This is a genomic window from Streptomyces sp. PKU-EA00015 (genome assembly GCF_013387495.1).
In the GTDB taxonomy this organism is placed as follows: Bacteria; Actinomycetota; Actinomycetes; order Streptomycetales; family Streptomycetaceae; genus Streptomyces.
In genome coordinates, this window is record NZ_JABZEE010000001.1 from 248,061 (window position 1) to 274,495 (window position 26,435).

The window sequence follows — 26,435 nt, forward strand, 5'->3', positions numbered from 1 at the left end:
CGGGCGCTGGTCAGACGCCGGCGCGGGCCAGCGGCAGGGTCACCTCGAAACGGCAGCCGCCGGGCACGTTGCGCACCTCGGCCTGTCCCTCGTGGGCCTCGACGATGCCGCGTACGATCGCGAGCCCGAGTCCGGCGCCGGCCGGGGGCGTCCGCGCGGTACTGCCGCGCCAGCCCGTGTCGAACACACGCGTCAGGTCCTCTTCGGCGATGCCGCCGCAGCCGTCGGTGACGGACAGCACGGCCGTGTCCTCGCGCCGGTCGACGGTCACGGCGACGGTGCCGTCGGCCGGCGTGTGGCGGATGGCGTTGACGAGGAGGTTGGCGAGGACCCGGGTCATCTCCTTGCCGTCCACGTCGACGGGCACGTGGGCGATGTCCTCGCCGAGCAGCCGTACGCCGCGTTCCCGGGCGAGCGGGTCGGCGCCGAGGAGGGCGTCGGCCGCCAGGTCCCGCAGGGAGACGCGGCTGGGGGTCAACACCAGTGCGCCGGCGTGGATACGGGAGAGCTCGAAGAGGTCGCCGACCATGACGTCGAGGCGTTCGACCTCGGTGCGGATCTGCCGGTGGTAGCGGGCGGTGTCGGTCGCCACGCCGTCCTCCAGGGCCTCGGACATGGCGCGCAGTCCGGCGAGCGGGGTGCGCAGGTCGTGGGAGATCCAGGCGACGAGCTCGCGGCGCGAGGAATCCAGTGCGCGTTCACGTTCACGCGAGGCTGCGAGCTTGGCGCTCGTGGCGGCCAACTCACGGCTTAGGTCGGCCAGTTCGGCGGTGGCGCGCGCAGGCGGTGCGGCGAAACCGCCACCGTTTCCGAAGTCCCGGGCTGCTCGCGCGAGGTCCCGGCTGCGGGCCACCACCCAGCGGCCCAGCAGCAGTGCGGTGGCCAGGGACACGGCGGCGGCCATGGCGACGACGAGAGTGACGACGGTCAGGTCGTGCGGGGACAGGAACATCGCCCAGGCCACGGCGAGGGTGCCGGCGAGCATGGCGGTGACGGTGACCGCCGCGACCACGGCCAGGGACACGGCGACCGACCTGTACCGGAGCAGGCGCAGCGCCAGGGCGCCGAGCGCACCCGCGCAGGCCGCACCGCCGAAGGCGAAGAGGGCGATCAGCAGGATGTCGTTCACGGCTTCCCCTCCTCCGTCGGCTCGAAGCGGTAGCCGACGCCCCAGACGGTCTGGATCAGCCGGGGCGCTGCCGGGTCGTCCTCGATCTTGGCGCGCAGGCGGCGGACGTGCACCGTGACGGTGGACAGGTCACCGAAGTCCCAGCCCCACACCTCCCGCATCAGCTCCTCGCGGCTGTGCGCCCGCCCCGGGTGGGTGAGGAAGTGCGCGAGCAGATCGAACTCCCGCAGGGTGAGGGTGAGCGGCTGCCCGTCCTTGGTGGCGCGCCGGGTCTCCGGATCCAGCTGGATCCCGGCCCGGCGCGGCACCGGCTGCCCGCCGCCCCCTGCCGCGGTCACGGTGCGGCTGCGCCGCAGCACGGACTCGACCCGCAGGACCAGTTCGCGTGGGCTGAACGGCTTGGTGACGTAGTCGTCCGCGCCCAGTTCCAGGCCCGCGATCCGGTCGTCCTCGTCTCCGCGGGCCGTCAGCATGATCACCGGAACGGGACGGTCGGCGCGCAGGCGGCGGCAGACCTCCAGTCCGTCGATGCCGGGCAGCATGAGGTCGAGGACGACCAGGTCGTGCGGGTGGCGGGCCGCCCGGTCGAGGGCGGTGGGGCCGTCGGCGGCGTGGTCGACGCTGTGGCCGGCCCGGTGCAGGTAGCCGGTGACGACCTCGGCGACGGTCGGATCGTCGTCGACGACGAGGATCCGGGCGGGCGGCGTTCGCGTACTCATGGCATCCAGCCTTGCACCGGCTGCCTCCCGGTGTCCTCTCCGGGATCACGCCGTACGGACGGTGTCCGTTTTTCGTAAGGAGTCGATGTCCGCTATGTCTGCCAGGAGTTCCTACGGTGGCAGTCGTGACCGCTGACACCGTGGACGTCGTCCTTCCCTGTCTGAACGAGGCCGGGGCCCTGCCCTGGGTCCTCGCCCGCATCCCGGCCGGCTGGCGGGCCCTGGTGGTGGACAACGGGTCCACCGACGGATCGGCCGACATCGCCCGCTCCCTCGGAGCCACCGTCGTTGCGGAGCCCCGGCGCGGCTTCGGCGCGGCCTGCCATGCCGGACTCCTGGCCGCCGAGGCCCAGTTCGTCTGCTTCTGCGACTGCGACGCCTCCCTCGACCCCGGTCTGCTGGCCGGCTTCGTCCGGGCCGTCGCCGCCGGCGAGGCGGATCTCGTGCTCGGCCGCCGGCGGCCCCGGAGCAGGGGGGCCTGGCCGCTGCACGCCCGCGCCGGAAATCTCGCCCTGTGCCGGATGCTGCGCCGCCGCACCGCGCTGCGGTTGCACGACCTCGGCCCTATGCGAGCGGCGCGCCGCGAGGCCCTCCTCGGCCTGGACCTGACCGACCGGCGTTCCGGATACCCGCTCCAGATGGTCGTCCGGGCCGCTGATGCGGGCTGGCGGGTCCGGGAACAGGACGTGCCCTATCTGCCCCGCACCGGGAAGTCCAAGGTGACCGGCACCTGGCGGGGCACGTGGCACGCGGTCCGCGACATGCGCGCGGTCCTCGCCGAGCTCCCGCACGCCACCGCCCTCGGAGGCGTCCGGTGACCACCCTGCTCGTGATCGCCAAGCAACCCCTGCCCGGCCGGGTGAAGACCCGTCTCACCCCGCCGTTCAGCGCCGAGGAGGCGGCGGCCCTGGCCGAAGCCGCCCTCACCGACACCCTTGCGGCAGTGGCCGTCACCACCGCCGACCGGCACGTCCTGGTCCTGGACGGCTCCCCGGGCCCCTGGCTGCCGCCCGGCTTCGAGGTCCTGCCCCAGTGCGCCGGCGGCCTCGACGAGCGGCTCGCCGCCGCCTTCGCCGCCTGCACCGGTCCGGCGCTGCTGATCGGCATGGACACCCCGCAGGTCACACCCGGCCTCCTCGATCCCGCTCTGGACTTCGGCAGTCACGACGCCTGGTTCGGCCCGGCCGCCGACGGCGGGTTCTGGGCCCTGGGCCTGGCCACCCCCGACCCCGCGCTGCTTCGCGGCGTGCCGATGTCCGTACCGGAGACCGGCGCGGTGCAGTACGAGCGCCTGCGTGCGGCCGGGCTGAGGACCGGGCTCCTGCCACGCCTGCGGGACGTGGACACCGCCGCCGACGCAGCCGCCGTGGCCGGCCAGGCCCCCGCCGGACGGTTCGCCGCCGTGCATCGCCGGCTGACCGGAGCCCCGCGGACAGTGCGATGAGGGCCCCCGCCGCCGCGCGCGACAAGGCCGGCACACCACCCGCTCCTGCCTGGCGGGACGAGCCCTACGCCTGGGCGCTGCGCGCAGGGCACGGCCCGCTCTTCCTGCGCCGCGACGACGGCCGGCTGTTGCCCCTGGACGTCGAACGCTGGTGCGCCGACGCGGACGCCGCCGACGAGAGCGTCCTCGCCCGGTGCAGCGGCGCGGTTCTGGACATCGGCTGCGGTCCGGGCCGGCTCGTGGCCGCGCTGGCCGGCCGAGGCCACAGGGCGCTCGGGGTGGACGTGAGCCCGGCCGCGGTGACACGGACCGTACGCCGCGGCGGAATGGCCCTGTGCCGGTCCGTCTTCGAGCCCCTGCCCGGCGAACGCCGCTGGACCACGGCCCTGCTCGTCGACGGCAACATCGGCATCGGCGGAGATCCCGTGGCCTTGCTGCGGCGGACCGCCCGGATACTCGCTCCGCACGGGCGGCTCATAGCCGAGGCCGCTGCGATCGAGGTGGACGAGCGCTGCGAGGTGCGGCTGGACGACGGGCGCGGCGGCCTCGGCACACGTTTTCCCTGGGCCCGGGTCGGCCCCGAGGCCCTGCTCCGCCATGCCGCCAGGGCAGGGTGGGCAGCCGCCCATGTCTGGACGGTGGCGGGGCGGCACTTCGCCGAACTCGTGCCCGCCGTCAGCCCTCCGGCGGGGCCTGAGGACCGGCCCCGGACGCCCTGAGCCGCCGCCGCAGCCGGGTCAGGCCCACCCAGGCCAGCGCGACCCCCGCGACCACCGACAGGACGAGCAGCAGGTTGCGCACGTAGGGCAGGGGCAGGGCCGAGGGGTTGGGCGGCGCTCCCGGACGCAGCAGCAGCGGCAGGGTGACCAGCACCAGCGCCCCGCCGGTCACGAGCGCGCCGCGCACGACGGGGCGCGCCGGTACCGCCGCGACCAGCAGCCCGACGGCGAGCACCACCGGCGCGAGCACGCCGTCGTGCAGCACCAGCGCGCCCGCCATCCACAACAGGACGTCGTACGGGTCGGGCCGAGCCGCCAGATGCCGGCCGCCGATCCCGATGAGCAGCAGGCCCAGCGCGCCCAGCGCGTAACGGACCACGGACACGGACCTCACAGCACCTCCAGCCGGGTGACCCACTTCGTCTGCAGTACACCGGGCCGGTTCGGCGCGATGATCCGCGCGGGAAAGCCGTGGTCGGCCGACAGCACATCGCCGTTCAGCCGCAGGGCCAGCAGCGTCAGCGAATCCTGCGCGTACTCCCGTCCCATCTCCATCACCCGGTACGCTCCCCGCACTTCGAGGGACACCACCCGCACCCCGGCGTCCGGCAGGGCTCCCGCCCGTTCGATCAGGTCCCGGATCCGTACACCGCTCCACCAGGCGTCCACGCTCCAGCCCTCCACGCACGCGATCGGCAGCCGCGCCCGTGAAGGGGGCAGTTGGCCCAGTTCGGCAAGGGTCAACCGGTACGGCCGGGGCCCCAGCACCTCCAGGGACCAGTCCAGGACCGCGGCGTCCGTCACCCCGGCGGCGGCCGCCGTCCGGTTGACCGGCAGGCCCTGCGGCCCGTAACCGGGATGACGGGGCGCCAGCAGATCGACGGAGGCCAGCGGGGTGAAGGACTGGCCGACCGTCGTGACGGTCACGGCGCCCACGGCCGCCCCGACCCCGAGCAGCAACGCCCTCCGGTCAGGGCCGTCCCGTTCCTCGTCCGACAGCGCGAGCGTGCCAGCAGACCGGCTGCTCCAATGGGCCCTGATCTCAGGTGCCTTCACCGCGAGGTGCAGCAGCACGGACCCGGCCACGACCCAGGCCACGGCATAGTGGACCGGCACGAAGGAGAACGGCCACGGGTACCACTCGGCGATGTTCAACAGGCCGGTCAGCACCTGGAACACGCCCGAGGCCACCAGCACCGCCACCGACAGCCGCTCCAGAGCGTGCCGCACCGACCGGACCGGCGGCCACACGAACAGCCGGGGGTAGACCGCCCACAGTTTCGCCAGCAGCAGCACGATCGCCGCCAGCCCCACACCGACGTGCAGCCCCTGCGTCAGCCGGTACCCCCACACCGGCCGCGAGGGCAGGTGATCGGCCAGCCAGTCCGGCGGGCTCTGCAGGAAGTGACTGATCAGCCCCGTCAGGAAGCACACGGCGAGCGCCACGCCGAGCCACCGCCCGATCGCCGTTGCGGTGCGCGGATCGTGCAGACGCCCCGAGAAGGCCGGTGGGCGGAGGGCGGGCAGGTGTAGGTGAGGCAGCCGGAGTGCGGGCAGTCTGAAGGCCGGAAGGTTCCGGTGCCGGCCGATTCGGGTTCCCATGCACTCATGCAACCGCGCCGACCGGTCGCGCGGACGGGTCCGACACCTTACGAAACGCGGACGCCCTGCCGTGCCACCGTCGGCGACGGTCCGCGCGCTGCCAGGGTGAACGCGTGACCCACCCGCCTGCCACCACCCCCCGGGCCACGGTGGCCACCATCGTGCTCCTGGCCGTGCTCACCGCCGCGCTCGTCCTCACCGTCCGCAAGGACGGCTACTTCGCCGGCCTGGCCGGCCTGTCCTGGTGGTACGCCGCCTCCTGGGCCCTGTTCGCGGCGGCCGCCTGGACCCTGCGCAGGGCGCCCGCCCGGCACACCGCCGCCCTCGTCGTCGCCGGTGGCATCGCGGTGGCCGCCACCGGACTCGCCGCCGCGCCCCGGACGAGTACCGACTCGTTCCGCTATGCCTGGGACGGCCGGGTGCAGGCCGCGGGGATCTCCCCCTACGACCACGCTCCCGCCGATCCCGCGCTCGTGCCGCTCCGCGACACCTGGCTCTTCCCCACGGGGGCCGCCTGCGGAAAGCCGGACCTCGCCGGTGTCTCCGACGGCGTATGCACCCGCATCAACCGCCCCCAGGTCCACACCGTCTATCCCCCGGCCGGCGAGCTCTACTTCCTCCTCGTCCACGCCGTCTCCCCGGACGGCGTCCGCCACAAGGCATTCCAGACCGGCGGAGCGGTCCTGGCTCTGGCCACCACCCTGGTGCTGCTACGGATCCTGCGCCGCAGGGGGGACCCGCGCAACGCCGCTTACTGGGCCTGGTGCCCGGCTGTTCCCGTCGAAGCCGTCAACAACGCCCACGCCGACGCCCTCGCGGTCCTGCTCTCCGCCGCCGCACTCGGCCTGACAGTCCGTCACCGTGCGGTGGGAGGCGCCCTCCTGGGCCTGGCCACCGCCGTCAAACTCCTGCCGGCCGTCCTGATCCCCGGCGCCCTGTCCGGTGTACGCCGCGGGCGCGACGCCGCCGCGACCCTGCTCCCCGCCGCCGCCGCGCTCGCCGCGCTCTACCTCCCGTACGTCCTGCTCTCCCACTCCTCCGTCTTCGGCTATCTCGGCGGCTACGCCGAGGAAGAGGGCTACCAGGACGCCTCCGCCGACAACCGCTACGCCCTGCTGCGCCTGGTCCTGCCCGACTCCTGGTCCGTGCCCGCAGTGATCACCGTCATGCTCGCCGTCAGCCTGTACGCGATCCGCCGCGGCGACCCCGAGCGCCCCTGGAGCGGAGCCCTCCTGGTCACCGGAACCGCCTTCCTCCTGACGACCCCCGGCTACTCCTGGTACGCCCTGCTGCTGGTCGCCCTCGTCGCGCTCGACGGCCGGTGGGAGTGGCTGGGCATCGCCGTCGCCGGCGCCGCCGCCTACCTGACCGCCCGGGCGGTCCCCGACGCCGGCACGATCGCGTACGCGCTCGCCGCGTCGGCCGTCGCCTGCGGTGGGGCGGCCCGCTTCTCACCGGGTGCGCCGGGGGGCTCCAAGCGGCCGGTACGGGCTCGCAGCGCGGTCAGGTGGGTCCGCCGGCCCTGGTCTCGGACCTCGGACTGATCGTCGGCATGTGATCCGAGCAGATCCGCGGACGGTCCGGGGACTCGGGCACTGCTTCGGTTCGGACGCGGTTCGGCGGTACGGCCCCGGCCATGTCACGCCGCCCCGAGGCCCTGGCGGCGTGGCGCCGGGCTCAGGCCCCACCGGTGTCGCGGGGCACTGCCCGGCGACGGGCCGTCACGGTCAGGGGTCCCCGGCCAGAGGGCGACGCGTCGACGACAGGGACAGGGACCGCACCCATGGTTCGTGGGAGAGGTTCTCGACGCCTCGGCGGGAGACCGTGCCGGTCGCGACCGTGCGGTCCGGGGACGGGGCCTCGACTCCCGTGTCGCGCAGGACTCCCCGCTGCGCTGCCGTGGGCACCCCATGCAGGTGAACGGTCACCAGGAGGTTCCGGGCGTCCGGGTCACCGCTCGAGGTGTCCACCGCGGCCGCGAGAGAGACGTCGAGCTTTCCGTAGTCCACGTCCTCGATTGTCACAGAGGGGTGTCCCGGAGCGGCTGCGAAGGTCTCAGAGGAGGTTCGCGTCGACGAGTCCGTGACCCCACTTGGGGTCGAACGCGCCCGGAGCCCCGCCGGGGATCGCCGCGGCGGCGGTCAGGGCGGAGAGGACCTTCGCCGGATCTGCGCCGGGATCGCCCTGGAGCAGCAAGGCGGTGACGCCGGCGATGAACGGGCACGCCATGCTCGTCCCCTGGAACGCGACATGCCGGTTGTCGATCATGAAGGCTCTCCGCAGGTCCACGGCGTCCCGTGACAGGGCGGAGACGATCATCGCGCCGGGTGCGGTGACGTCCGGCTTGCGTGCCTCGTCGCGGCGCGGGCCCTCACTGCTGAAGCTCGCGATGTCGTTCGGCTCCAGCCAGGTCGCGTGGCGGGTGATGCCGTCGATGTCCTGCCATTCCGCGCGGGTGGTGGAGGCCGCGACGGTGATCGCCGACGTGGCCGCCCCCGGGGAGCCGACCTTGAGCGCGTCGTGCACGGACGGGCCGCTGAACTGCGGCTGGGGGTTCGCTTCCGCGCGGCCGAGGATCCACACGTCGGCCGTGCAGCGCTCGCCGATCACATGCGCACCGCGCAGCACGAGCCGCCACGCGGACGCGGAGAGGGCCGAAGCGGGCACGGTCGGTTCCACGGCCACGAAGAAATTGTGGTCGCCGTTGGCCGGGTCGGGGCCGGGCGTGACGATCTGCACGGTGCCGCCGGCCAGGTCGTAGCTGCGCACCGGCGATCCCAGGGTCGTGACCGGCTGGAACGGGGTGCTGTCACCCGACGGCGACACCATGGCGACGTCCAGCCGGTCCGCGCCGGGGTACCAGCCGTTCAGCCAGAACAGGGAAGGGGCGCCGTCGATCCTGCCGGAGTGGCAGGGGACGGAACGGCGGCCGCCGTCCACGACGCTCATGCGCGCGTGGATGTCGTCGTCGCCCTCGTTGCCCGCGGCACAGCAGACGATGCGGCCCGGTCCCGACTCCTCCTCGATGGCGAGGGACATCAGGTCCGTTCCGTCGTGCGGGTCGAAGTGGCCGCCCAGGCTGAGGTTCACCACGGCCGGCAGGCCCAGCTCGCCCGCGAGACGGAAGACGTACTGGATGCCGTCGATGATGTGCGCGTCCTGGAAGTCCGTCTTCACCGCGACGATCCGTGCCTCCGGGGCGACGCCTTCGGCGCCCGCCGCGATCCCGGCGACGTGGGTGCCGTGTCCGTCCGTGTCGCGGGACAGCGAACTCGCGCCCAGCCCGGCGCCGGTGAACTCCGCGCCGTAACGGCCCTCGGGCACGCCGCTGCCGCCGCTCAGCGTCTGGTCCCAGACTCGTTCGATGCGCCCGGCGAAGACGGGATGCGCCGAGTCGATACCCGTGTCCACCACGCCGACGAGGACGTCGCGGCCGGCGCGCCCCGTACGGTTGCGGAACCCCGGCACGCCGATCTTTCCCTGCGCGAGATCGAGGGACGGGCGCAGTTGTGAGGCCGGCACCACACGGCGCACGCCGGGCTGTTCGGACAGCCGCTCGACGGCGTCGAGCGGAACGATCGCCGTCCGGATCCGGCGGCCGCCCTCGTTCACCTCCGCCTCGTCGCCCCATTCCTGCGCCGGCCGCACGTCGGGGTCGCACTCCAGCGAGACGACGACGCGCACGGGCTTGGCGCGCTGTTCGACGGAGACGAGTCCCATGATCCCCGCCGGCCTCCTCAGCACGCCGCGACTGCGGCCTTCCACGACATAGCGCTCGTACGCCGCGGCGAGCGACGGCGCCAGTTTCTCGATGGCCATGGCTGTCTCCTCGTCCTGCCCGGGCGTGGCTGACCCCCTGAGGTGACCGAGCGCCGGAGCGGCGGCCCGCCTGCGATCCGCCCGGTTACGTGCTCGGGCGTTCCCGTTCGCCGGGAATACGTATATGGCCTATATCTGCGCCATATGTTTATTTCGTACGTTTATCTCATATATGCTGCTCCGTGTGGGCGGGCACCGTCAAGGTCCGGACACGATCATGAGCGACGAACCATCGGCATCGGGACGCGGGCGTCTGAGCCGCGAACGGGTTCTGCGGGCCGCCCTCCTGGTGGCGGACGGCGAAGGGCTGCCGGCGCTGAGCATGCGGCGGGTGGCCGAGGAGCTCGGCGTGGAGACCATGGCCCTGTACCGGTACACGCCCAGCAAGGACGACCTCCTGGACGGGCTCGTCGAGACGCTGTTCCTCGATCTGGAGGAGCGGCTGTCCGCCGCCGGACCCGCCGCCCTCGCGGATTCACCCGGGCCGCGCTCCCTGGACAGGGCCGCCCTTCGGCAGTCTCTCCACGGCATCGCGCGGGAGATGTACCGCGTCGCGGTCGCGCACCCGAACGTCGTGTCCCTGTGCGCGGCGCGAACGCTGACGACCCCTCTGACGCGCCGGCCCCATGCCGTGCTGCGGACGCACGAGCGCCTGCTCGTGCTGCTGCATGCGGCGGGACTCGACGACCGGGCCGCCCTGCGGCTGTACCGGGCGTTCATCTCCTGGATCCTCGGCTACCTCGTGATCGATCTCCGGGAAGTGGTCGACGACCCCGACGAGCCCGACCCGGCCTTCCGGCTCGGACTGCACCGCCTGCCGGCCCGCGACTTCCCCATGCTGCGGGCGCTCGGCCAGGAGCTGGCCGAGCGAGGCGGAGAGGAGCAACTCACCGCCGGGGTGGATGCGTTGCTCGACGGTCTGGCCGCCGCCGACGGCTAGAAAAGATCGGCTTCCTCTTCTTCGTCCTCGAGGTACCCCGTCGGCTGCGGGCTCGGGCTTGCCCTAGTCCCACCAGAACGACCAGGAAGTCCGCCCCACCAGCTCCGTCGCGTACTCGGGGAACGGCGTGGGCGGGTCATCGACGATGTTGTCCGCGGTCGACAGCACGTGCTCCAGAGCGAGCAGGTTCGCGTGCTCTGCTTCAACGGGGGGTCTCGCGACCGAGACGTACAGCTCGCTGCCGAACACCGCCACGACCTGGGCACCGAAGCGGTCCTCCCAGCTCCGTAGGAGTGCGCCCAGCAGAGGAAGCGGCGCCTGCGCGGACCAGCCGATCAACGCCAGAGCATCGCTGCTGCGATGGGCGGGGACGAGAACGAGGCGACACTCGTCCAGCCCGAACCGGCCCGTCTCCATGAGCCCGGCCAGCAGGCTCGACGCAGCCTCCTCGGGTGTGGGGCCCTCAGAAGTGAGGGGCATCCCAGGCGCCAGGCCCGGCCACTGTTCGAAGGGCGGCCCGGGGTCGTGCGGCCACGGCTCGACTCCTTCGGGTACCGGGGCCGGCGTCGGGTCCGTCCAGAACGGCAGCCTCCTGCGGCGGTACTCGGCGAAGTCCGCGGCCAGCACCCCCTCCAGGCGGACTGCGTCGACGTGGTCCGAGCTGAGCGGTCTTCCCATGGCGTCGGGCCAACACAGGAGTGGCACCAGGCCGTGTACTCCTTGCTCGCTCAGCAGGCGGGGCCACAGCCGTCCGACGTCTTCCGGGAATGCGTCAGAGACCCACACGCGTACGGGACCACACGACAGGAACCGGCCGGGAGGCAGACCATCGGGCAGGGCGAACGACATGGTCGCACCGTAGACCGCGGTACCGACAACGCAGCTGCCCGCGGCACCGAAGGTCTGGCCAAGCCCTCTCTCTCGGATCTTGCCGGGCACCGCTGGCCCCGCGCGCCCGCCTCAGGCGTCCACCGGCGTCACCGGGATCTCCGCCCAGACCTGCTTCCCGCCGCTGAGCGGTACGGAGCCCCAGGCCGTCGACATCGCCTCGACGATGAGCAGGCCCCGGCCGCCGGTCGCCTCCCAGTCCACGTTGGCCGGCTTGACCGGACTGCGCGGCGACGCGTCGTTCACCGCGATACGGAGCCGGTCCGTCGACAACGTCAGATTGAGCCGTACCTCGCCCCTGGTGTGCGCGATCGCGTTCGTGACCAGCTCGGACACCACCAGCAGGGCCACGTCCACCTCGTCCCGCACATCCCACGACCTCAGCGTCCGCGCCGTGAAGCGGCGCGCGTGCATCACCGCGTCCGGCAGCCGCCACACCGTCCAGTGGGTCCGCCGCGGCCGGGCGCGCGTGCCGTCGTAGCGCAGCAACAGCACGGCCACGTCGTCGTCGCGGCCGTCGGCGCTGCCGAGCAGCCGGTCCGCGACCCGCCCCGTGTCGGCGGGGTCGGCGTCCGCGAGGACCTCGCGGATCCGCAGCATGCCGTCCTCGAGCGCGAGATGCGCCGACTCGACGAGTCCGTCCGTCAGCATCGTCACGAGCGTCCCCGGGGCCAACCCGGCCTCGGTCATGGGGAATTCCGAGTCCGCGAGCACCCCCAGCGGCGGCCCTCCCTCGACCGTGAGCTCCTGTGTCGTGCCGTCGGGGTGGCGCAGTACGGGCGGCAGGTGCCCCGCCCGTACGAACCGGGCGATGCCCTCCTCCATGTCCAGGTCCGCGTAGAGACAGGTGGCGAACAGGTCCGTCTCCATGCCCACGAGCAGCCGGTTGGCACGGGCGACCACCACATCGGGCGGATGCCCCTCCACCGCGTACGCGCGCACGGCCGTGCGCATCTGGCCCATGATCGTCGCGGCACCGGCGCTGTGGCCCTGGACGTCGCCGATGACCAGGGCCACGTGCTCGTCGCTCAGCGGGATCACGTCGTACCAGTCGCCGCCCACCTCGAGCCCGACCGTGGCGGGCAGGTAGCGGGCTACGGCGACCCCGCCGGCCAGTGCCGGAAGCTTCCGCGGCAGCAGACTGCGCTGGAGCATCGTCGCCAGCTCGTGGCCCGCGTCCAGGGCGTGCGCGCGGGTCAGGGCCTGGCCCACCAGGCCCGCGACGGCCGTCAGCAGCGACCGTTCCTCCGGGCCGAACTCGTGCGGCGCGCCCCACCCCACCAGGCAGACCCCGACCATGCGCCCGTCCGCGGGAAGCGGCAGCACCGCCAGACCACCCGGACCGATTCCGGCCAGACCCGGCTCCAGACCGGTGCCCGAGGTCCACAGGCTCACGTGGCCGTCGCGCAGCGCGTTCTGCAGGGTGGGCAGGGCGTGGCACGACGCGTCCGGCCACTCGGAGCGCCATTCGGACTGCCACACCTGCGGCCAGGCGTGGTGGTCCGGCGGGTCGAGGACGGTGACGAAGAGCCGGTCGCCCTCCAGCTCGGCGATCGCGATCCGGTCCGCGCGCAGCGGGCCGCTCAGCGCCGAGACCACGAGCCGGCTGACCTCCCGTACGGTCGTGGCTCCCGCCAGCTTCGCCGACAGCTCCTGCACGACGGCCACCTCGTCGGCGGTGGGCCGCAGGTAGGCGGCGTCGGCCACCACGCCGAGTATGCGCTCGGGTGTTCCGTCGGCGCCGAACCGCAGCCGGCACCGCAGTCCCAGCCAGCGCAGCTCGCCACCCGGGCGCCGGACACGGAACGCCAACTGGCCCCCCGCCTCGGCCAGTCGGCCCGGCTCCACGATGTCCATCAGCGCCGGCACGTCGTCCGGCACCGCGCAGGCCAGCAACGTCTCCGCCCGGCCGTCGAACCGCTCGGGCGCCATGCCGAGCAGCCTCAGCATCTGGGGATCGGCGTCCATCGCGCCCGTGCTCAGCGTCAGCGTGAACGCGCCGCCCTGCGGCGGTACCAGGGAGGGGCCGTGCGAGCGCGGGTGCGGGGCGCGGCCGGAGGAGCGGGCCGCGGCAGATTCGAGCCCGGCCGCGACCTGATCGGCGTAGAGCTCCAGCAGTGTGCGGCTGTCGGCGTCGAAGCCGCCGCCGACGTCCCCGGCGACCACGAGGCACCCGAGCTCCGTGGCGCCGCGGCCGAGCGGCAGGGCCCCCAGCGACAGCGGGCGGGGAGAGGTGCCCGATCCGGGGTCGAGGAGGGGCGCGTCCCCGCCCGCCCCGTACGCGGCGACGTCCGAGGGCCCGAGCCACAGCGGCCGGCCCGCGCGAAAGGCGTCCGCCGCCGGCGAGCGGCCGGTCAGCGGGACGTGCGTCGGCAGCCCGTGCGCCCCACCGCGGTCCCCGGCGACCTCGGCCAGGCGCAGGCCGTCGCTCTCCTCGGCCAGCACGTAGACAGCTGCCAGCTCGGCCCCGCAGAACGCAAAGTCTTGCCTTGTCAAAGTTTGTACCGCCTCCGTACGCGGACAGGCGTCGCCCTCTCTCCCATGCTGCCGTTCACCGGACGTTCGCAGCTAGTCAGGCGTCAGGACCAAGGAGCAGGGACTGAATGATGCCCGCGCGGACGGCCGACGGCAGCCGTCCTTGGACAAGTGAGCGAAAGATCCACCTGTGGAGGTAATGCCGCGATGGCGGTGGTTCAGGGGGTTGCCGGGACCAGCAGCCGCTCGTCGCCCGGCGGCACCAGCCGCATCGTCCGCTCCAGCCAGGCCGTCAGCGCCGTGGCGGGAGCCCGCAGCACGGCGTTCCCGTCCGGCGCCGACAGCAAGAGGCAGATCGCGCTGCGCTCCTCGTGGACGGTGGCGGGCCAGATCCGCACGTCGCCCTCGCCGCTCGGCCGGTACACCCCGTCGATGAGCAGGTCCCGCCCGAACGTCCAGCTGACGGGGTCGGGCGTGTCGATGTGGAAGGCGATGTGCACGGCGTACGGATCACTGACGCGGTAGACCAGCCGGGTGGGTACGGCCACCGGCGTGCGCGCGGCCGGACGGGGTCCGAGCACGAGCTCGAACTCCAGCTCGCGCTCCACGACCGTGCGCGCATCCGGCGCATCCTCCCGGAAACCGTGCGTGCGTGCAGGCACTTGGCGAGCTCCTCACCCATGCGTGCGGTCTTCTGACGAGGAATCAACGGGACCGCGCACGGCCTGGATAGCGTCCGTCGGCGGCAGGGTCGCTTAGACCGCTTAAACCGGACCCGGAGCAGAAGGGAGTGCTGTGTGCGCCCCAAGAACGAGCGACTGGCACGCGCCGTGCGCGAGTCCGGCTACAGCTACGCCGAGCTCGCCCGCCAGATCCGCGCCCTCGCCGCCGAGAACGGCATCCCCGCACGCACGAACTCCTCCGCCGTCGCCCACTGGATCGCCGGCACCCGGCCGGGACGCGCCACAGCCCAGCTCATCGCCGAGGCCCTTTCGCGGCGGCTGCCGCTGCCCGTGTCACCGGTCCAGCTCGGCCTGCTGACCTCGCCTGAGGCCGACGACGACCCCCTTCCGGGGTCCGGTGACGACCGCGACCCGCTGGAGGTCCTCGACGCCCTCGCCGCGGCGGACATCGACCGCAGCCCCTGGTCCCGCACCGTCCCCTACAGCGTCGACGCCGCCGCCCTTCCCCTGGCAGCCGGCGCACCCCGCGCGGAGCCGGGAGACGCAGGACAGGGCACCGGCACCGCCGGGGAGACGGAGGTGGCTGCCGTGCGCGAGATGACCCGGCTGTTCACCGCCGTGGACGAGCGCTTCGGCGGGCAGCACGGACGCACGGCACTGGTGCAGTACCTCAGAAGCGACGTCGCCGCGCTGTGCCGCGCCCGCTTCCGGACCGGGGAAATCAAGCGGCAGATGCTGTCGGCCGGGGCGTGCGTGGCCTACCTGGCCGGCTGGAAGGCGTACGACGCCGGTGAACAGGGACTCGCCCAGCGCTACTACCTCCAGGCGTACGCCCTCACCCGCGAGGCGGACGACGAGCTGCACGGCGCGTTCGTCCTGCGCGTCCTCGCCCACCACGGCATGGAGGTGGGCCGCCCGGAGCACTCGCTCGACCTCCTCGACGAAGCGCTCCGGCGCGTGCGGGGCCGTACGGACCCGGCGACCGAGTCCCTGTACCTCGCCACCCGTGCCCGCGCGCTCGCCATGGCCGGCCGGGGCAGGGAGGCCGTCGCGGAGGCGGCGCGCGCGGCCCGGCTCGTGGACGGCGCGGACGAGCGGGAGATGCCGTTCTGGGCGGCGCTGTGGGGATCGGCGAGCGCCTGCGTGGGCAACCACACGGCCAAGGCAGCCGAGCACCTCGGCTCCTACGACGTCGCCGAACGCCACTTCAGCCAGGCCGTGTGGAGCCGACCCGACGGCGATCACCGGCGCATCACCGCGCTCAGCGTCGCGCACACCGGGAGGATGCAGTGCCGGCAGGGCCTGGTGGAGCAGGCGTGCGCCACCTGGGATCAGGCGCTGCAGCTGATGGACGGGGTGCGCTCCACTCGTGTCACGCGCGCGGTCGCCGGAATGCGGCGCGAGCTGGCCCCGTACCGGCAGCGCAGGGTGCAGGCCGCCGTCGAGCTGGAGGAACGCGTGCGGTTGTGGACGGCCGAGGAGGACGTGTGAGCATCCGGCAGCCGACCGAGCGCCCGGTACGGACACCGGCGTCCGTCAACCGGGTCACGAGCGCGGCACTCGTCGGCACGGTCATCGAGTTCTACGACTTCGCGCTCTACGCCACCGCCGCCGCGATCGTGTTCGGCCCCGTCTTCTTCCCCGGCTTCGCCCCTGCGGCGGCGACGCTGGCCGCGTTCGGGACCTTCGCCACCGGCTTCGTGGCGCGCCCGCTCGGCTCGGTCCTCTTCGGACACATCGGAGACCGGCTGGGCCGGCGCGTCGTCCTGCAGTCCACGGTGCTGGTCACCGGCCTCGCCACGTTCGCCATCGGGCTGCTGCCCGGCTACCGGGAGCTGGGGGTCGCCGCGCCCGTCTGCCTCGTCGTCCTCCGCTTCGTCCAGGGGCTGGGGATCGGAGGCGAATGGACCGGGGCGGTCCTGCTCGCCGGCGAACACGCGCCGGCCGGCCGCCGTGGTCTGTGGGCCTCGTACCCCCAGACCGGCCCGGCGATCGGCTTCCTGCTCGCCAACGGCTGCGTTCTCGCGCTCTCGGCGGCGCTCACCGAGGGGCAGTTCCTGGCCTGGGGCTGGCGCGTGCCGTTCTGGTGCGCGGGGCTCCTCACCCTGATCGGCTTCCTCCTGCGGTCCAGGATCGCCGAGACACCGGTCTTCCAGGGGCTCGCGCGCGACGACGCCCTCGCCCGCTCCCCACTGCGGACCGTCCTGCGGCGGCACCGGGGTCGCATCCTGCTCGTGGCGGGCGCGGTCACGTGCACGTACGCGGTGCACTACACGGCCACCGCCTGGGCGATGTCCCACCTCGCGGGCCGCCCGGGCTTCACCGCCACAGGGACGCTGCTGTGCCTGATGGCGGCGATGACCGTGATGGCCGCCGCCACTCCCGTCGCCGCCGCGCTCGGCGACCGCTACGGCAGGCGCACCCTGAGCATCGCCGGCTGCCTGGCCATGGGCGTCACCGCCGTGCCCTATCTGGCGCTCCTGGGAACCGGCGGCCTGCCGACCCTGTGGGCCTGCACGACCGTGATGCTCCTCGCCCTGATCACCATGCTCGGCGTGCAGGGCGCGTACATCCCGGAGCTGTTCGCACCAGGGCTGCGTACGTCGGGGACGGCGGTCTCGTACAACCTGGGGGCCGTGCTCGGCGGAGCGCTCACACCCCTGATCAACAGCAGGCTGGCGCAGACGACGGGCGACGGCGTGCCCTGGGCGGTGGCGGCCTACCTCGTGGGGGTGTGCGTTGTGAGCCTGCTGTGCCTGCTGCGGCTGCCGGACACACAGGCCGAGGAGCCCGCCTGACGCAAGGGGCGCCGGGCGGGCAGCGGCGGTGCCGTTTCCCGCGCTTGGGTTCGCCACGGATCCGGCGTGGACCGTACGGCGACGTTCCGCTGCGTCCTGGCGGCCGAGCGGTGACCCTGGAGGAATGCAGCGACGTTCCGACAGGGTGAAGGTCCGCCGGGTCTACGAGACGCCCGAGCCGGACGACGGTGTGCGCGTACTCGTCGACCGGCTCTGGCCACGCGGGCTGGCCAAGACCGAGGCGCGCGTCGACGAATGGCCCAAGGCGCTCACCCCGTCGACGGAACTGCGCCGCTGGTACCACAGCCCGGACGGGACGTACGAGGAGTTCTGCAGGCGCTACGAGGACGAACTCGCCGAGCCCGAGGCGGCCGAGGCCCTGGAACGGCTCAGGGGACTCGCGGCCGACGGATCGCTGACTCTGCTCACGGCGGCCAAGGACCCGGACGTCAGCCATGCGTCGGTGCTGCTGCGCCTGCTCGGCGCGCGCCGCTAGCCCGCATCCCCCACGCCGGCCGGACGCACCACCGCGAGCCGGGCGGCGCGAGCGGGGGCCGACCCGGACCGCACCCCGGCCCGTCCGGCTGACCGCAACGCGTCCGGCCCGACCCGTCGCGTGCCGGGCCGCGTACGTCACCTGCCGGGGCCGGGCGCCCGGTCCGCCGGACCACCTGTCAGTTGCGGGGCCTCGGCCCCCGCGTCCACCGGGCCCGTAAGGCCGCCCGCCAGCTCCCGGGCCCACCGGGCCAGGCCCGGAACGTCGATCCCGTACGGTCCCTGGTACGGCGTGATCCGCTCCGCTCCACGAAGCAGCAGCCGCGCGCCCCCCGTGGTGTTGCCGCGGGCGGCGTGCGTGAGGCCGACGGCCAGTTGGGCGAGCCCCCGCCACAGCTCCCGTTCAGCGGCAGGGCCCGACTTCCAGGCGTCCTCGAAGACCTCGTGGGCGTGGAACGGCATACCCGCGTCCAGCAGCCGTTGCGCCTCGGCCACTGTCTCGGGGCCGGTGCGCCGCACGCCTTCGGGCTGTCGCTCCACCCCCGGGGCGCCGTACGGGAGGGGGCGCCCGAGACCGTCGCGGGGCCGGGCACTGCGGGCGCGGCCCTCCGCGTCTCGGTCACGGCGGGGCCCGGCACTGCGCTGCTCGTCCATACGGCGATTGTCCCCTGCTCGACCGACGCCCTCGGCCGCGGCACTCAGGTGCCGGAGCCCGCCGCCGGGCGGGGGTGCCGCGGCAGGAACCGCGCTCTGTCGCCGCCGGCGGGTGTGACGCCAGAAGGTGAGTTGGATATGGCAACCTAGGAGTATGAAGGCACCGACGCCCGGGGACGGACCTGCCGCCGCACTCACCGTGGACTCGCGCGGCAGGCCCTGCTCGATCGCCGTCTCGCTCCAGGCGGTCGGAGAGAAGTGGGCGCTGCTCGCGGTCCGGGAGATCAGCTTCGGCAACCACCGCTTCGGTGCGATCGCCCGCAACACCGGCGCCCCGCGCGATGTCCTGACCGCACGCCTGCGTCACCTGGAGGCGGTGGGCGTCCTCACCCGCCGCCGGTACAGCGAACACCCGCCCCGGTTCGAGTACCACCTCACCGACGCGGGCCGCGACCTGCTGATCGTGCTGACGGCGCTGCGCGACTGGGGCGACCGCTGGCTCGTGGACGAGCCGCCCGCCGTCTTCACCCACTCCTGCGGCGAGGAACTGGACATGGTCCACAGCTGCCGCCACTGCGGTGCCGAGGTCTCCCCGGACGACCTGCGCCTGACCGTGCGCAGCCCGGGCTGGGACCGCGGCGGTCCGGTCGCGGCGGATCCGCCCGGCGGCCCCGCGGAGTGATGTATCGGCCGCGCGCAAGGCCGAGCACCGGTGCTTGGTGATCGAAACTCACGGCACGACACTGGTGAATTCCGGTGCCACAGAAAACCCGTAACGGACAAGGTCAGTTTTTGGTCCTGTTGGGCGCCATATCGATCGTGCACATGTTCACCGATAGCACTCCTGTGCACATCCGAGGTATCCCCCATGGCGTTTTCAGCCCACGCCTCCGCGTCTTTTGCCGCTGGCATGTGGCAGGAAAAGGGCCACGGGGAATGGTCCCGAGCAGCGGCGGAGAGCGGCTGTACCCACACAGCTCATATCTCCAATCAAACGTCAACGCTCTGAATTTCGGCCAAACTTGACAGTGGCCTTGTTCCGGTCGGGAAGGGTCAACAGGCTGAAGTGTCGGCCTGTTCGGGACGGGGCCACTGCCGATGCACCACCTGCTCGCACAACTGCGCGAACAGGCGTTACGCGGAGGGGAGCTCGCGATGGACGGTTATTTCGCCAGTCGACTGCATCACCAGCTGCGCGCCCAGGTGAGGGATTTCGCCGAACGGGAGGTGCGCCCGCGCATTCCGGCCATGGAGGCCACCCGCGCGGTCGACAGGAACCTCTCCCTGCTGATCGCCCGGCAGGGCTGGCTCGGCGTCACGATCAGCGCAGACTTCGGCGGCATGGCTCTCGGCCACCTCGCCAAGACCCTCATCATCGAGGAGCTGTCACGGGTCAGCGGAGCGATGGGCGCCATGGTGCAGGCGTCGCAGCTGGGCGTCGCCAAGATTGTCCATTTCGGCGACACCGAGCAGAAGAAGACCTGGCTTCCGGCGATAGCCGCCGGCGAATGCCTGCCGACCATCGCCGTCACCGAGCCGGAGTCCGGCGGACACGTGCTCGGCATAAGCGCCACCGCCGTGCGCGACGGCGACGACTACGTCCTCAATGGCCGGAAAGTATATGTGGGCAACAGCCATGTCGGTGATCTGCACGGCGTCGTGGTCCGCACCGGTCCGGGCTCGCACGGGCTGACCGCCTTCCTCGTCGAGTCCGGCCGGCCGGGGTTCCGCATCGGCGAGCAGAAGCCGACGATGGGACTGCACGGCTTCAGCTTCGGCGAGCTGTTCTTCGACAACTGCCGCGTCCCCGCCGCGAACCGCCTCGGCGAGGAGGGCGACGGACTGTCCGTCGCGTACTCCTCCAGCGTGCTGTACGGGCGGGCCAACCTCACCGCCGTGTCCCTCGGCATCCACCAGGCGATCCTGGAGGAGACCACGCGCTTCTGCGAGCAGCGCCACCGTTACGGCAGGCCGCTGCACGAACTTCCGTCCGTCAAGCTGAAGTTGGGCACGATGCAGTCGCGGCTGATGACCTCACGGCTCGCCGCGTACCACGCGGTCCACCTGCTGGACGCGGGCATGTCCTGCGACGCCGAGCTGATGAACGCCAAGCTGGTCAACGTGGAGTCGGCGATCGACTCCGCCCGCAACGCCATGGAGATCCACGCCGCCGCCGGGCTGTTCACGGACCGACCCATCGAGCGCTACATGCGGGACGCGCTGCACATGTTCGCGCCCGCCGGCACGTCCGACGTCCAGCTGCTCCGCCTGGCCGAGGTCGCGCTCGGCACGGCGAAGGGCCAGTGGTCGCAACGGCTGTCGGACGCTGTACGGATGGCGCCCACCGGCTGAGGCGTGCGCGGGCGACAGCGCGGAGGACGGTTCCTGGGGCGACACGCCCCGGGGCGCCCGCCCGCCCCGGGGCCCCGCCTCAGATGCTCCCGTCCTCCCGCCGGTGGATCTGCGCGATCAGCTCCGCCGCCAGGGACTTGATCGTCTCGAGCCCCGCCCTGCCCCACGGGCGCGGTTCGGTGTCCACCACGCAGATCGTGCCCAGGGCGATCCCCGTGCGGTCGATCAGCGGCGCTCCCAGATAGGAGCGGATGCCGATCTCGTCGACGACCGGATTGCCGGCGAAACGCGGGTAGTCGCAGACGTCCTCCAGGACGAGCGCCTTGCGCCGTACGACCACATGCGGGCAGTAGCCGTGGTCCCGCGCCATGAACCGGCTGACCCCGCCGCCCGTCGCGGCCGCGCCGAGGTCGGTGCCGCGGTGCGTGCCGCCCGGTGTGTGCAGCCCGGCGAAGAACTGCCGCTTCTCGTCGATGAAGTTGACCATCGAGTACGGCGCGGCGGTCACCTCCGCGAGCTTGTGGGCGAAGTCGTCGAAGGCGGGGTCGGGCCGTTCCCCGAACCCGAGCTGGCGCAGGCGCTGCACGCGGGCGGGTGCCTCGCGGTCGACCGGGGTCAGCAGCAGGTGGCCGGTGGGGTCGTACGTCATGTCGGTGCTCCATAGCTCGGTGCCGGGGCGGGCTGGGCGGTGGTGGTGAGCAGATGCTGGACGAGGGTGACCAGGGTCGCGATCCCGGAGCCGGCGACCCGCGCGTCGCACAGCACGACCGGCACCTCCGGCTTGAGGTCGATCGCCGCCCGCACCTCGTCGGGTTCGTAGCGGTACGCACCGTCGAACTCGTTGACGGCGACGACGAACCCGATGCCGCGCCGCTCGAAGAAATCCACCGCGGAGAAGGACTCCTCCAGGCGGCGGGTGTCCGCGAGGACGACCGCTCCGAGCGCGCCCTCGGAGAGCTCGTCCCACATGAACCAGAAGCGCTCCTGGCCCGGTGTGCCGAAGAGGTAGAGCACGTGGCGGGCGTCCAGCGTGATCCGGCCGAAGTCCATGGCGACCGTGGTGGTCGTCTTGGCCTCGATGCCGTCCAGGCTGTCCGTCGCGGCGCTGACCTGAGTGAGCAGCTCCTCCGTGCTGAGCGGATCGATCTCGCTGACCGCTCCGACGAACGTCGTCTTGCCCACTCCGAAACCGCCCGCGACCAGGATCTTGAGCGCGGCCGGAAACAGGTCGGCGGTTTCAGAGCCGTCGTCGTAGGCCATCGAGCACCGCCTCCAGGAGTGATCGGTCCGTGGATGTGTCATGGGTGCGCGGCGCCCGCGCGGTGACGGCGCCGCAGGCCACGAGGTCGGAAAGGAGCACCTTGGTGACGACGGCCGGCAGCCTCAGGTGCGCGGAGATCTCGGCGACCGACGTCGGCCCGTGGCACAGTCCGAGTGCCATGGTGTGTTCGGGGCCGAGGTGTCCCTGCGGCGCCGATCCGGTGGCCATCACCAGACTGAGCAGATCCAGCGCCGTCGTCGGACGGGTGCGGCCGCCGCTGACCGTGTACGGACGGATCAGCCGGCCGGCCGCGTCGTCCAGCAGCGGCCCCTCCTTGGGCGCGGGCATGTCACTGCCCCGCAGTGCTCGGCACCCCCGCGGCCGCTCTGGCCGGCGTGACCAGGTACGGCCGTACGCTCTTGACCAGCATCGCCATCTCGTACCCGAGCACGGCGGCGTCGGCCTCGCGTCCGGCGAGCACGGCCAGGCAGGTGCCGGAGCCGGCCGTGGAGACGAACAGCAGGGTGGAGTCGAGTTCCACGACCACCTGGCGCACCTCGCCGCCGTCGCCGAAGCGGGCGCCGGCGCTGCGGCCCAGCGAGTAGAGGCCGGAGGCCAGGGCGGCCATGTGGTCCGCGCTGTCGTTGTCCAGGCCGTGAACGGATTTGACCAGGCCGTCGGAGGAGAGCAGTACAGCGTTGCGGGTGTACGGCACTCGCTGTACGAGGCCGCTGAGCAGCCAGTCGAGGTCCGAGACGTGGCCGGACGGCACATCGCTCGCCATGGTGCATCTACTCCTTGATGGTGGTGTCCTGGGGGTGCAGGTCGGATCGTGCCGGGGCGGTCGGCGGCTGCGCAGCGGCGAGGCCGATGCCGCGCTGGAAGGCGGCCATCAGGCCCGGGTCGTGGAGGGCCTGGTCGTCGTCCTTGCGCGGCGCGGGGGCGTCGCGCAGTTGCGGGACCAGGTGCTCCTGACTGCGGCGCTTGGGGAGTTGGGGGCGGCCCATGGTGTCGCGCACCGCGTGGGGGCGCAGCGGGTCGACGTCGGTCTGCGGGGGGTCCGCTGCCGGTTCCTGCGGTTCCTGGTGGGACGGGGTGTGGCCGTAACCGGGCTGGGCGGCGGCCGGGTGGGGTCGCTCGCCGTGCTCGCCGCGTACGGGCAGGGGTTCGAGCCGGTCCGAGACCCGGACCGGCTCGCGCTGTGCGGGCAGCGGCTGCGGCTGTGTCCGGTGCTGCGGGAGCGGTTCGGACGGGAGCCGTGTCCGCGGATGCGGATCAGCCGGCGGTTGGGCGTCGGCCCCGGCGGGCTGCGGCCGAGGGATCGCCGGGGACTGCGGGAGCCGGGGCGGTGAGGTGGCCGCGATACGGGGCCCGGCGGAGGGCTGTTCGCCCTCGTTCTGCGCGAATCCGCCCGGCTCGGCACCGAGCAGGCCCAGCGGCAGGACGAGTACGGCCTGCACCCCGCCGTAGATGTTGGACTGCAGCCGTACGGCGATGCCGTGCCGACGGGCCAGCGCGGAGACCACGAACAGGCCGATCCGCCCGTCCTGCAGCAGATGCGCGACGTTGACCTGGTCGGGGTCGGTGAGCAGGGCGTTCATCTTGTCCTGTTCACCGAGGGGCATGCCGAGGCCGCGGTCCTCCACCTCGACGGCGAGCCCGGCCGTGACGTGCTGGGCACGCAGCAGGACCTGGGTGTGCGGCGCGGAGAACAGGGTGGCGTTCTCGACGAGTTCGGCGAGGAGGTGGATCACGTCGGCGACCGCGTGCCCGCGCAGCGTGCCGTCGACCGGCGGTACCAGCTTGACCCGCGGGTACTGCTCGACCTCGGCGATCGCGGACCGGAGCACCTCGGTCATGGTGACCGGGTTCGACCACTGGCGGCGGGAGATGGCGCCGCCGAGGACGGCGAGGTTCTCGGCGTGCCGGCGGATGCGGGTCGCGAGGTGGTCGACGTGGAACAGGCCCTTGAGCAGCTCGGGGTCCTCGACCTCGTTCTCCAGCTCGTCGAGCAGCTGGATCTCGCGGTGGACGAGCGACTGGAGCCGCCGTGCGAGGTTGACGAAGACCTCGACCTTCTGCTCGTTGCCGACGCTGCTGGAGAGCCGGGACGCCTGGACGACCGCCGTGACGGCGGCGTCGTGCGAGCGGGCCAACTCCTGTGCCAGCAGGTCGAATTCGTCCGCCCCGGGCACCGGGGGCGCGGAGTCGCGGCGGGGCTGGGGGACTTCGCCGCGGCGGAGTCCGTCGACGACGGTGCGCAGTTCGGCCTGTCCCCGCGCGGTGGTGCGGCGCAGCGTGGAGGCGCGGTCGAGCAGGGACTTGGCCGTGCGGTCGGCGCCCACGGCGGCCGCTGCCACGGCCGTCACGGCGAGGGCGGCCATGCCCAGGAGTACGGCCCACAGGGCGAGGGTCGGTTCGGGGGACGCGACACGCAAGGTGAACAGCACCGCTGCCGCGCCGCTGAGGGCGGCGGCTACGGTGGGCAGGACTGCGGAGCGCAGGAGTTGGGGTCTTATGCGGGTTTCCGACGGCGTCGAGGTCTGCGACCGCCCGGGCGAGGACAGGGTGCGGGCGCCTGGCCGGCCGTGACGCCCGCCCTCTCGGCGGTCGGACCGCGTGGCGGGTGCGCGTAGTTGAGACATCAGCGTCCTTGGTACGTGGGCCCCAGGAATCGGCGTACTGCGGTTGGGCGACGTCGGTGCGCGGCGGGCCGAGGGCACACGAAGGCAAGCCCACCGTGGATCACCGGCCACACACGGTAGTCGCGGAGCAGCCGCGTCCGGCGGGCAGTTGGGAAACTTCCCCGCCGTGCGTCCCGCTCTGGTATGAGGGCTCGTACGCCAGCCCGAAAACACGCGTCGACCCCGTGCCGCGGGGCGGCAACGGGGTCGACAGTGATGATCACGGCTGGATCCGGCCGTTCCGATCCGGCCGCCGCAGGGTGCGGCCGACGGATGCGGTGCGACGCGAGCCGGCTGCGGCTCCGGCTGCGGCTGCGGCCCGATGCGATTCCCGGTCAGCGGGAGGGCGCAGCCTCCGGGGTGCCGCCCGGGTCCTTGTCGGCCGCGGGAGGGGCCTGCGGGGCCGTGACGGCCGACGCCGTGGCCGCGGCGGCGTCCGTCGCAGGGGTCCAGCCTCCGGCCGGAGTGGTCGCCACCGCGCGCCACCACAGCGCGGACGGCACGTTCGCCGCGGTCGGCTCGAAGGGCTCACCCGGACGGGGCAACGCGACGGCGGCTCCGGCGCCGGACGCGGCCGTGACGGTGCCCTCGGCGGGCTCGGCCCACGGGTGCGGCGCCAGGTTGAACGTGCCCCAGTGGATCGGCAGCATCACACCGGACGGCGTACCGCCCTGGAGGTCCAGGTGGGCCCGCATGCCCTCTGCCGGTGTCATGTGGATGTCCGGCCAGTACTCGGAGTAGGCGCCGATCTGGATCATGGTCGCGTCGAACGGTCCGTGCTCCGCCCCGATGTCCGCGAAGCCGGGGAAGTATCCCGTGTCGCCGCTGTGGTAGATCCGGTGCTCGGGGCCGGCCACCGCCCAGGAGGCCCAGAGGGTGTGCTGCTGGTTGCGCAGTCCGCGCCCGCAGAAGTGGCGGGCCGGTGTGGCGGTCAGCCGGATGCCGTGGACCTCGGCCGACTCGTTCCAGTCGAGCTCGCGCAGCCGGTCCGGGGCCACGCCCCAGCGCTCCAGGTGGGCGCCCACACCGAGGGGGACCGCGAACACGGTGTCCGTGCCGGCGAGGGCCCTGATGGTGGGCAGGTCGAGGTGGTCGTAGTGGTCGTGGGAGATCACCACGACGTCGACGGTGCCGAGAGCGGCGAGCGGCGCGGGCACGGGATGCAGACGCTTGGGCCCGACGAAGGCGAAGGGGGAGCAGCGCTCGCCCCAGACGGGGTCGAAGAGGATCCGGCGGCCGTCTATCTCCGCCAGGACGCTGGAGTGGCCCATCCAGGTCAGCCGCAGCCCGGAGGCGGGCGGCTCGGCGAGATCGGCGACGGTGGTCGGGTGCACGGGCACATGACCGACCGGGGTCCGGCGGGCCCGCGCCTCCTTCTCGAAGTAGATCTTGGCGAATTCGACCATGGAACCGCCGGAGGGCCTGGTGCGCGCGCCCACCGGGTTGCGGAAGACGCCGTCGGCGAAGTTCGGAGAGCGGCGGATTCGCGCCATCCGCTCCCCGGCCGGGTCGGCTCCGAAGGCGGCCGGCCTGAGTGAACGCAGCCGGGCTCTCAGCGAGTGGGGGGAACCAGCGCCGGTCACGACACCTCCTGATGATCGGGGGCTTCTTCATTATGTGCGGGCACGCACGTCACGCCAGGTGTCCTGCGCTGCGTCCGATCCGTCATGACGGGCAACGCGCACCCCGGCGCCGGTGTTCCTGCCCCCTCCCCACGGGCCCCGCGCCGAAGCCTGCCGGCGCGATGTCACATTCCGGCGGCCCCCGTCCGTC

Annotated in this window: 26 protein-coding genes; 10 read left to right on the forward strand and 16 right to left on the reverse strand. The window is 73.0% G+C overall.

The genetic code is table 11. From position 1 onward, the window contains the following. Positions 1 to 10: 10 nt before the first annotated feature. Both HW130_RS01075 and HW130_RS01080 read right to left on the reverse strand, forming a co-directional pair. Entirely contained in the window at positions 11 to 1,129 is a 1,119-nt protein-coding gene (locus tag HW130_RS01075) for a sensor histidine kinase KdpD (RefSeq protein ID WP_177147405.1), read from the reverse strand. Continuing rightward, positions 1,126 to 1,848: a response regulator transcription factor gene (locus HW130_RS01080; protein WP_177147406.1), complete on the reverse strand. Its 723-nt coding sequence runs from the start codon at positions 1,846 to 1,848 to the stop codon at positions 1,126 to 1,128. Before HW130_RS01080 ends, HW130_RS01075 begins: the two co-directional genes overlap by 4 nt. Before the next feature lie 116 nt (positions 1,849 to 1,964). On the opposite strand from HW130_RS01080, the gene HW130_RS01085 reads away from it, so the two are divergent. The 3 genes from HW130_RS01085 to HW130_RS01095 are packed head-to-tail and all read left to right on the forward strand — an operon-like array spanning position 1,965 to position 4,011. After that, positions 1,965 to 2,666 (forward strand): glycosyltransferase family 2 protein, encoded by a 702-nt coding sequence (locus tag HW130_RS01085; protein WP_177147407.1) that lies wholly within the window; start codon positions 1,965 to 1,967, stop codon positions 2,664 to 2,666. Further along, positions 2,663 to 3,292 carry a DUF2064 domain-containing protein gene (locus HW130_RS01090; protein WP_177147408.1) on the forward strand — a complete coding sequence of 210 codons (630 nt, stop codon included), beginning with the start codon at positions 2,663 to 2,665 and terminating at the stop codon, positions 3,290 to 3,292. The genes HW130_RS01085 and HW130_RS01090 overlap by 4 nt, the downstream gene beginning before the upstream one ends. Next, positions 3,289 to 4,011, forward strand: coding sequence for a bifunctional 2-polyprenyl-6-hydroxyphenol methylase/3-demethylubiquinol 3-O-methyltransferase UbiG (locus HW130_RS01095; protein WP_177147409.1), 723 nt, complete (start codon positions 3,289 to 3,291; stop codon positions 4,009 to 4,011). Before HW130_RS01090 ends, HW130_RS01095 begins: the two co-directional genes overlap by 4 nt. Here the strand turns inward: HW130_RS01095 and HW130_RS01100 are convergent. Then, a complete protein-coding gene (locus HW130_RS01100) occupies positions 3,968 to 4,396 on the reverse strand; it encodes a hypothetical protein (protein ID WP_309140279.1) in 429 nt (142 codons plus the stop codon). The genes HW130_RS01095 and HW130_RS01100 overlap by 44 nt on opposite strands. A 5-nt stretch (positions 4,397 to 4,401) precedes the next feature. Further along, complete coding sequence (locus tag HW130_RS01105; RefSeq protein WP_177147411.1) at positions 4,402 to 5,613, reverse strand: molybdopterin-dependent oxidoreductase; 1,212 nt, start codon at positions 5,611 to 5,613, stop codon at positions 4,402 to 4,404. Between the two features lie 113 nt (positions 5,614 to 5,726). Between HW130_RS01105 and HW130_RS01110 the strand changes: the two genes are divergently transcribed. Continuing rightward, entirely contained in the window at positions 5,727 to 7,157 is a 1,431-nt protein-coding gene (locus tag HW130_RS01110) for a glycosyltransferase 87 family protein (protein ID WP_309140280.1), read from the forward strand. A 183-nt stretch (positions 7,158 to 7,340) separates the two neighbouring features. Here HW130_RS01110 and HW130_RS01115 read toward each other — a convergent pair whose 3' ends face one another. Together HW130_RS01115 and HW130_RS36560 are read right to left on the reverse strand one after the other, a co-directional pair. After that, the gene (locus HW130_RS01115; protein WP_177147412.1) at positions 7,341 to 7,622 is read right to left on the reverse strand and encodes a hypothetical protein; all 282 of its coding nucleotides are present in this window, start codon (positions 7,620 to 7,622) and stop codon (positions 7,341 to 7,343) included. Between the two features lie 46 nt (positions 7,623 to 7,668). Then, a complete protein-coding gene (locus tag HW130_RS36560) occupies positions 7,669 to 9,432 on the reverse strand; it encodes a S8 family serine peptidase (protein WP_177147413.1) in 1,764 nt (587 codons plus the stop codon). Between the two features lie 217 nt (positions 9,433 to 9,649). On the opposite strand from HW130_RS36560, the gene HW130_RS01125 reads away from it, so the two are divergent. Continuing rightward, on the forward strand, positions 9,650 to 10,372 hold the full coding sequence (locus HW130_RS01125) for a TetR/AcrR family transcriptional regulator (RefSeq protein WP_177147414.1): 723 nt from the start codon (positions 9,650 to 9,652) through the stop codon (positions 10,370 to 10,372). Positions 10,373 to 10,435: 63 nt separating this feature from the next. On the opposite strand, the gene HW130_RS01130 is transcribed toward HW130_RS01125, so the two are convergent. The 3 genes from HW130_RS01130 to HW130_RS01140 form a co-directional block, all read right to left on the reverse strand. Continuing rightward, complete coding sequence (locus tag HW130_RS01130; protein ID WP_309140281.1) at positions 10,436 to 11,077, reverse strand: DUF4253 domain-containing protein; 642 nt, start codon at positions 11,075 to 11,077, stop codon at positions 10,436 to 10,438. Between the two features lie 255 nt (positions 11,078 to 11,332). Continuing rightward, positions 11,333 to 13,756 carry a SpoIIE family protein phosphatase gene (locus HW130_RS01135; RefSeq protein ID WP_177147416.1) on the reverse strand — a complete coding sequence of 808 codons (2,424 nt, stop codon included), beginning with the start codon at positions 13,754 to 13,756 and terminating at the stop codon, positions 11,333 to 11,335. A gap of 197 nt (positions 13,757 to 13,953) precedes the next feature. Beyond that, entirely contained in the window at positions 13,954 to 14,397 is a 444-nt protein-coding gene (locus HW130_RS01140) for an SsgA family sporulation/cell division regulator (protein ID WP_177147417.1), read from the reverse strand. Positions 14,398 to 14,532: 135 nt separating this feature from the next. Between HW130_RS01140 and HW130_RS01145 the strand changes: the two genes are divergently transcribed. The 3 genes from HW130_RS01145 to HW130_RS01155 all read left to right on the forward strand — a co-directional run bounded on the left by HW130_RS01145 (position 14,533) and on the right by HW130_RS01155 (position 17,712). Then, positions 14,533 to 15,909 (forward strand): hypothetical protein, encoded by a 1,377-nt coding sequence (locus HW130_RS01145; protein WP_177147418.1) that lies wholly within the window; start codon positions 14,533 to 14,535, stop codon positions 15,907 to 15,909. Continuing rightward, positions 15,906 to 17,216: an MFS transporter gene (locus HW130_RS01150; protein ID WP_309140282.1), complete on the forward strand. Its 1,311-nt coding sequence runs from the start codon at positions 15,906 to 15,908 to the stop codon at positions 17,214 to 17,216. The genes HW130_RS01145 and HW130_RS01150 overlap by 4 nt, the downstream gene beginning before the upstream one ends. 124 nt (positions 17,217 to 17,340) lie before the next feature. Next, positions 17,341 to 17,712 carry a DUF488 domain-containing protein gene (locus HW130_RS01155; protein WP_177147419.1) on the forward strand — a complete coding sequence of 124 codons (372 nt, stop codon included), beginning with the start codon at positions 17,341 to 17,343 and terminating at the stop codon, positions 17,710 to 17,712. Between the two features lie 137 nt (positions 17,713 to 17,849). Here HW130_RS01155 and HW130_RS01160 read toward each other — a convergent pair whose 3' ends face one another. After that, a complete protein-coding gene (locus HW130_RS01160) occupies positions 17,850 to 18,365 on the reverse strand; it encodes a DUF309 domain-containing protein (RefSeq protein WP_177147420.1) in 516 nt (171 codons plus the stop codon). 154 nt (positions 18,366 to 18,519) lie between these two features. Here HW130_RS01160 and HW130_RS01165 point away from each other — a divergent pair, with 154 nt between their 5' ends. After that, a complete protein-coding gene (locus HW130_RS01165; protein ID WP_177147421.1) occupies positions 18,520 to 19,047 on the forward strand; it encodes a helix-turn-helix domain-containing protein in 528 nt (175 codons plus the stop codon). Between the two features lie 473 nt (positions 19,048 to 19,520). Next, positions 19,521 to 20,717: an acyl-CoA dehydrogenase family protein gene (locus tag HW130_RS01170; RefSeq protein ID WP_177147520.1), complete on the forward strand. Its 1,197-nt coding sequence runs from the start codon at positions 19,521 to 19,523 to the stop codon at positions 20,715 to 20,717. Positions 20,718 to 20,796: 79 nt separating this feature from the next. Here HW130_RS01170 and HW130_RS01175 read toward each other — a convergent pair whose 3' ends face one another. The 6 genes from HW130_RS01175 to HW130_RS01200 all read right to left on the reverse strand — a co-directional run bounded on the left by HW130_RS01175 (position 20,797) and on the right by HW130_RS01200 (position 26,245). Then, on the reverse strand, positions 20,797 to 21,366 hold the full coding sequence (locus tag HW130_RS01175) for a GAF domain-containing protein (RefSeq protein WP_177147422.1): 570 nt from the start codon (positions 21,364 to 21,366) through the stop codon (positions 20,797 to 20,799). Continuing rightward, positions 21,363 to 21,977 carry an ATP/GTP-binding protein gene (locus HW130_RS01180; RefSeq protein ID WP_177147423.1) on the reverse strand — a complete coding sequence of 205 codons (615 nt, stop codon included), beginning with the start codon at positions 21,975 to 21,977 and terminating at the stop codon, positions 21,363 to 21,365. The genes HW130_RS01175 and HW130_RS01180 overlap by 4 nt, the downstream gene beginning before the upstream one ends. Further along, positions 21,955 to 22,326, reverse strand: a complete 372-nt coding sequence (locus HW130_RS01185; RefSeq protein WP_177147424.1) for a DUF742 domain-containing protein — start codon at positions 22,324 to 22,326, stop codon at positions 21,955 to 21,957. Before HW130_RS01185 ends, HW130_RS01180 begins: the two co-directional genes overlap by 23 nt. A 1-nt stretch (position 22,327) precedes the next feature. Then, positions 22,328 to 22,762: a roadblock/LC7 domain-containing protein gene (locus HW130_RS01190; RefSeq protein ID WP_177147425.1), complete on the reverse strand. Its 435-nt coding sequence runs from the start codon at positions 22,760 to 22,762 to the stop codon at positions 22,328 to 22,330. 7 nt (positions 22,763 to 22,769) lie between these two features. Continuing rightward, positions 22,770 to 24,623 (reverse strand): ATP-binding protein, encoded by a 1,854-nt coding sequence (locus HW130_RS01195; RefSeq protein WP_177147426.1) that lies wholly within the window; start codon positions 24,621 to 24,623, stop codon positions 22,770 to 22,772. A gap of 374 nt (positions 24,624 to 24,997) precedes the next feature. Then, positions 24,998 to 26,245: an MBL fold metallo-hydrolase gene (locus tag HW130_RS01200; protein WP_177147427.1), complete on the reverse strand. Its 1,248-nt coding sequence runs from the start codon at positions 26,243 to 26,245 to the stop codon at positions 24,998 to 25,000. Positions 26,246 to 26,435: the final 190 nt, after the last annotated feature.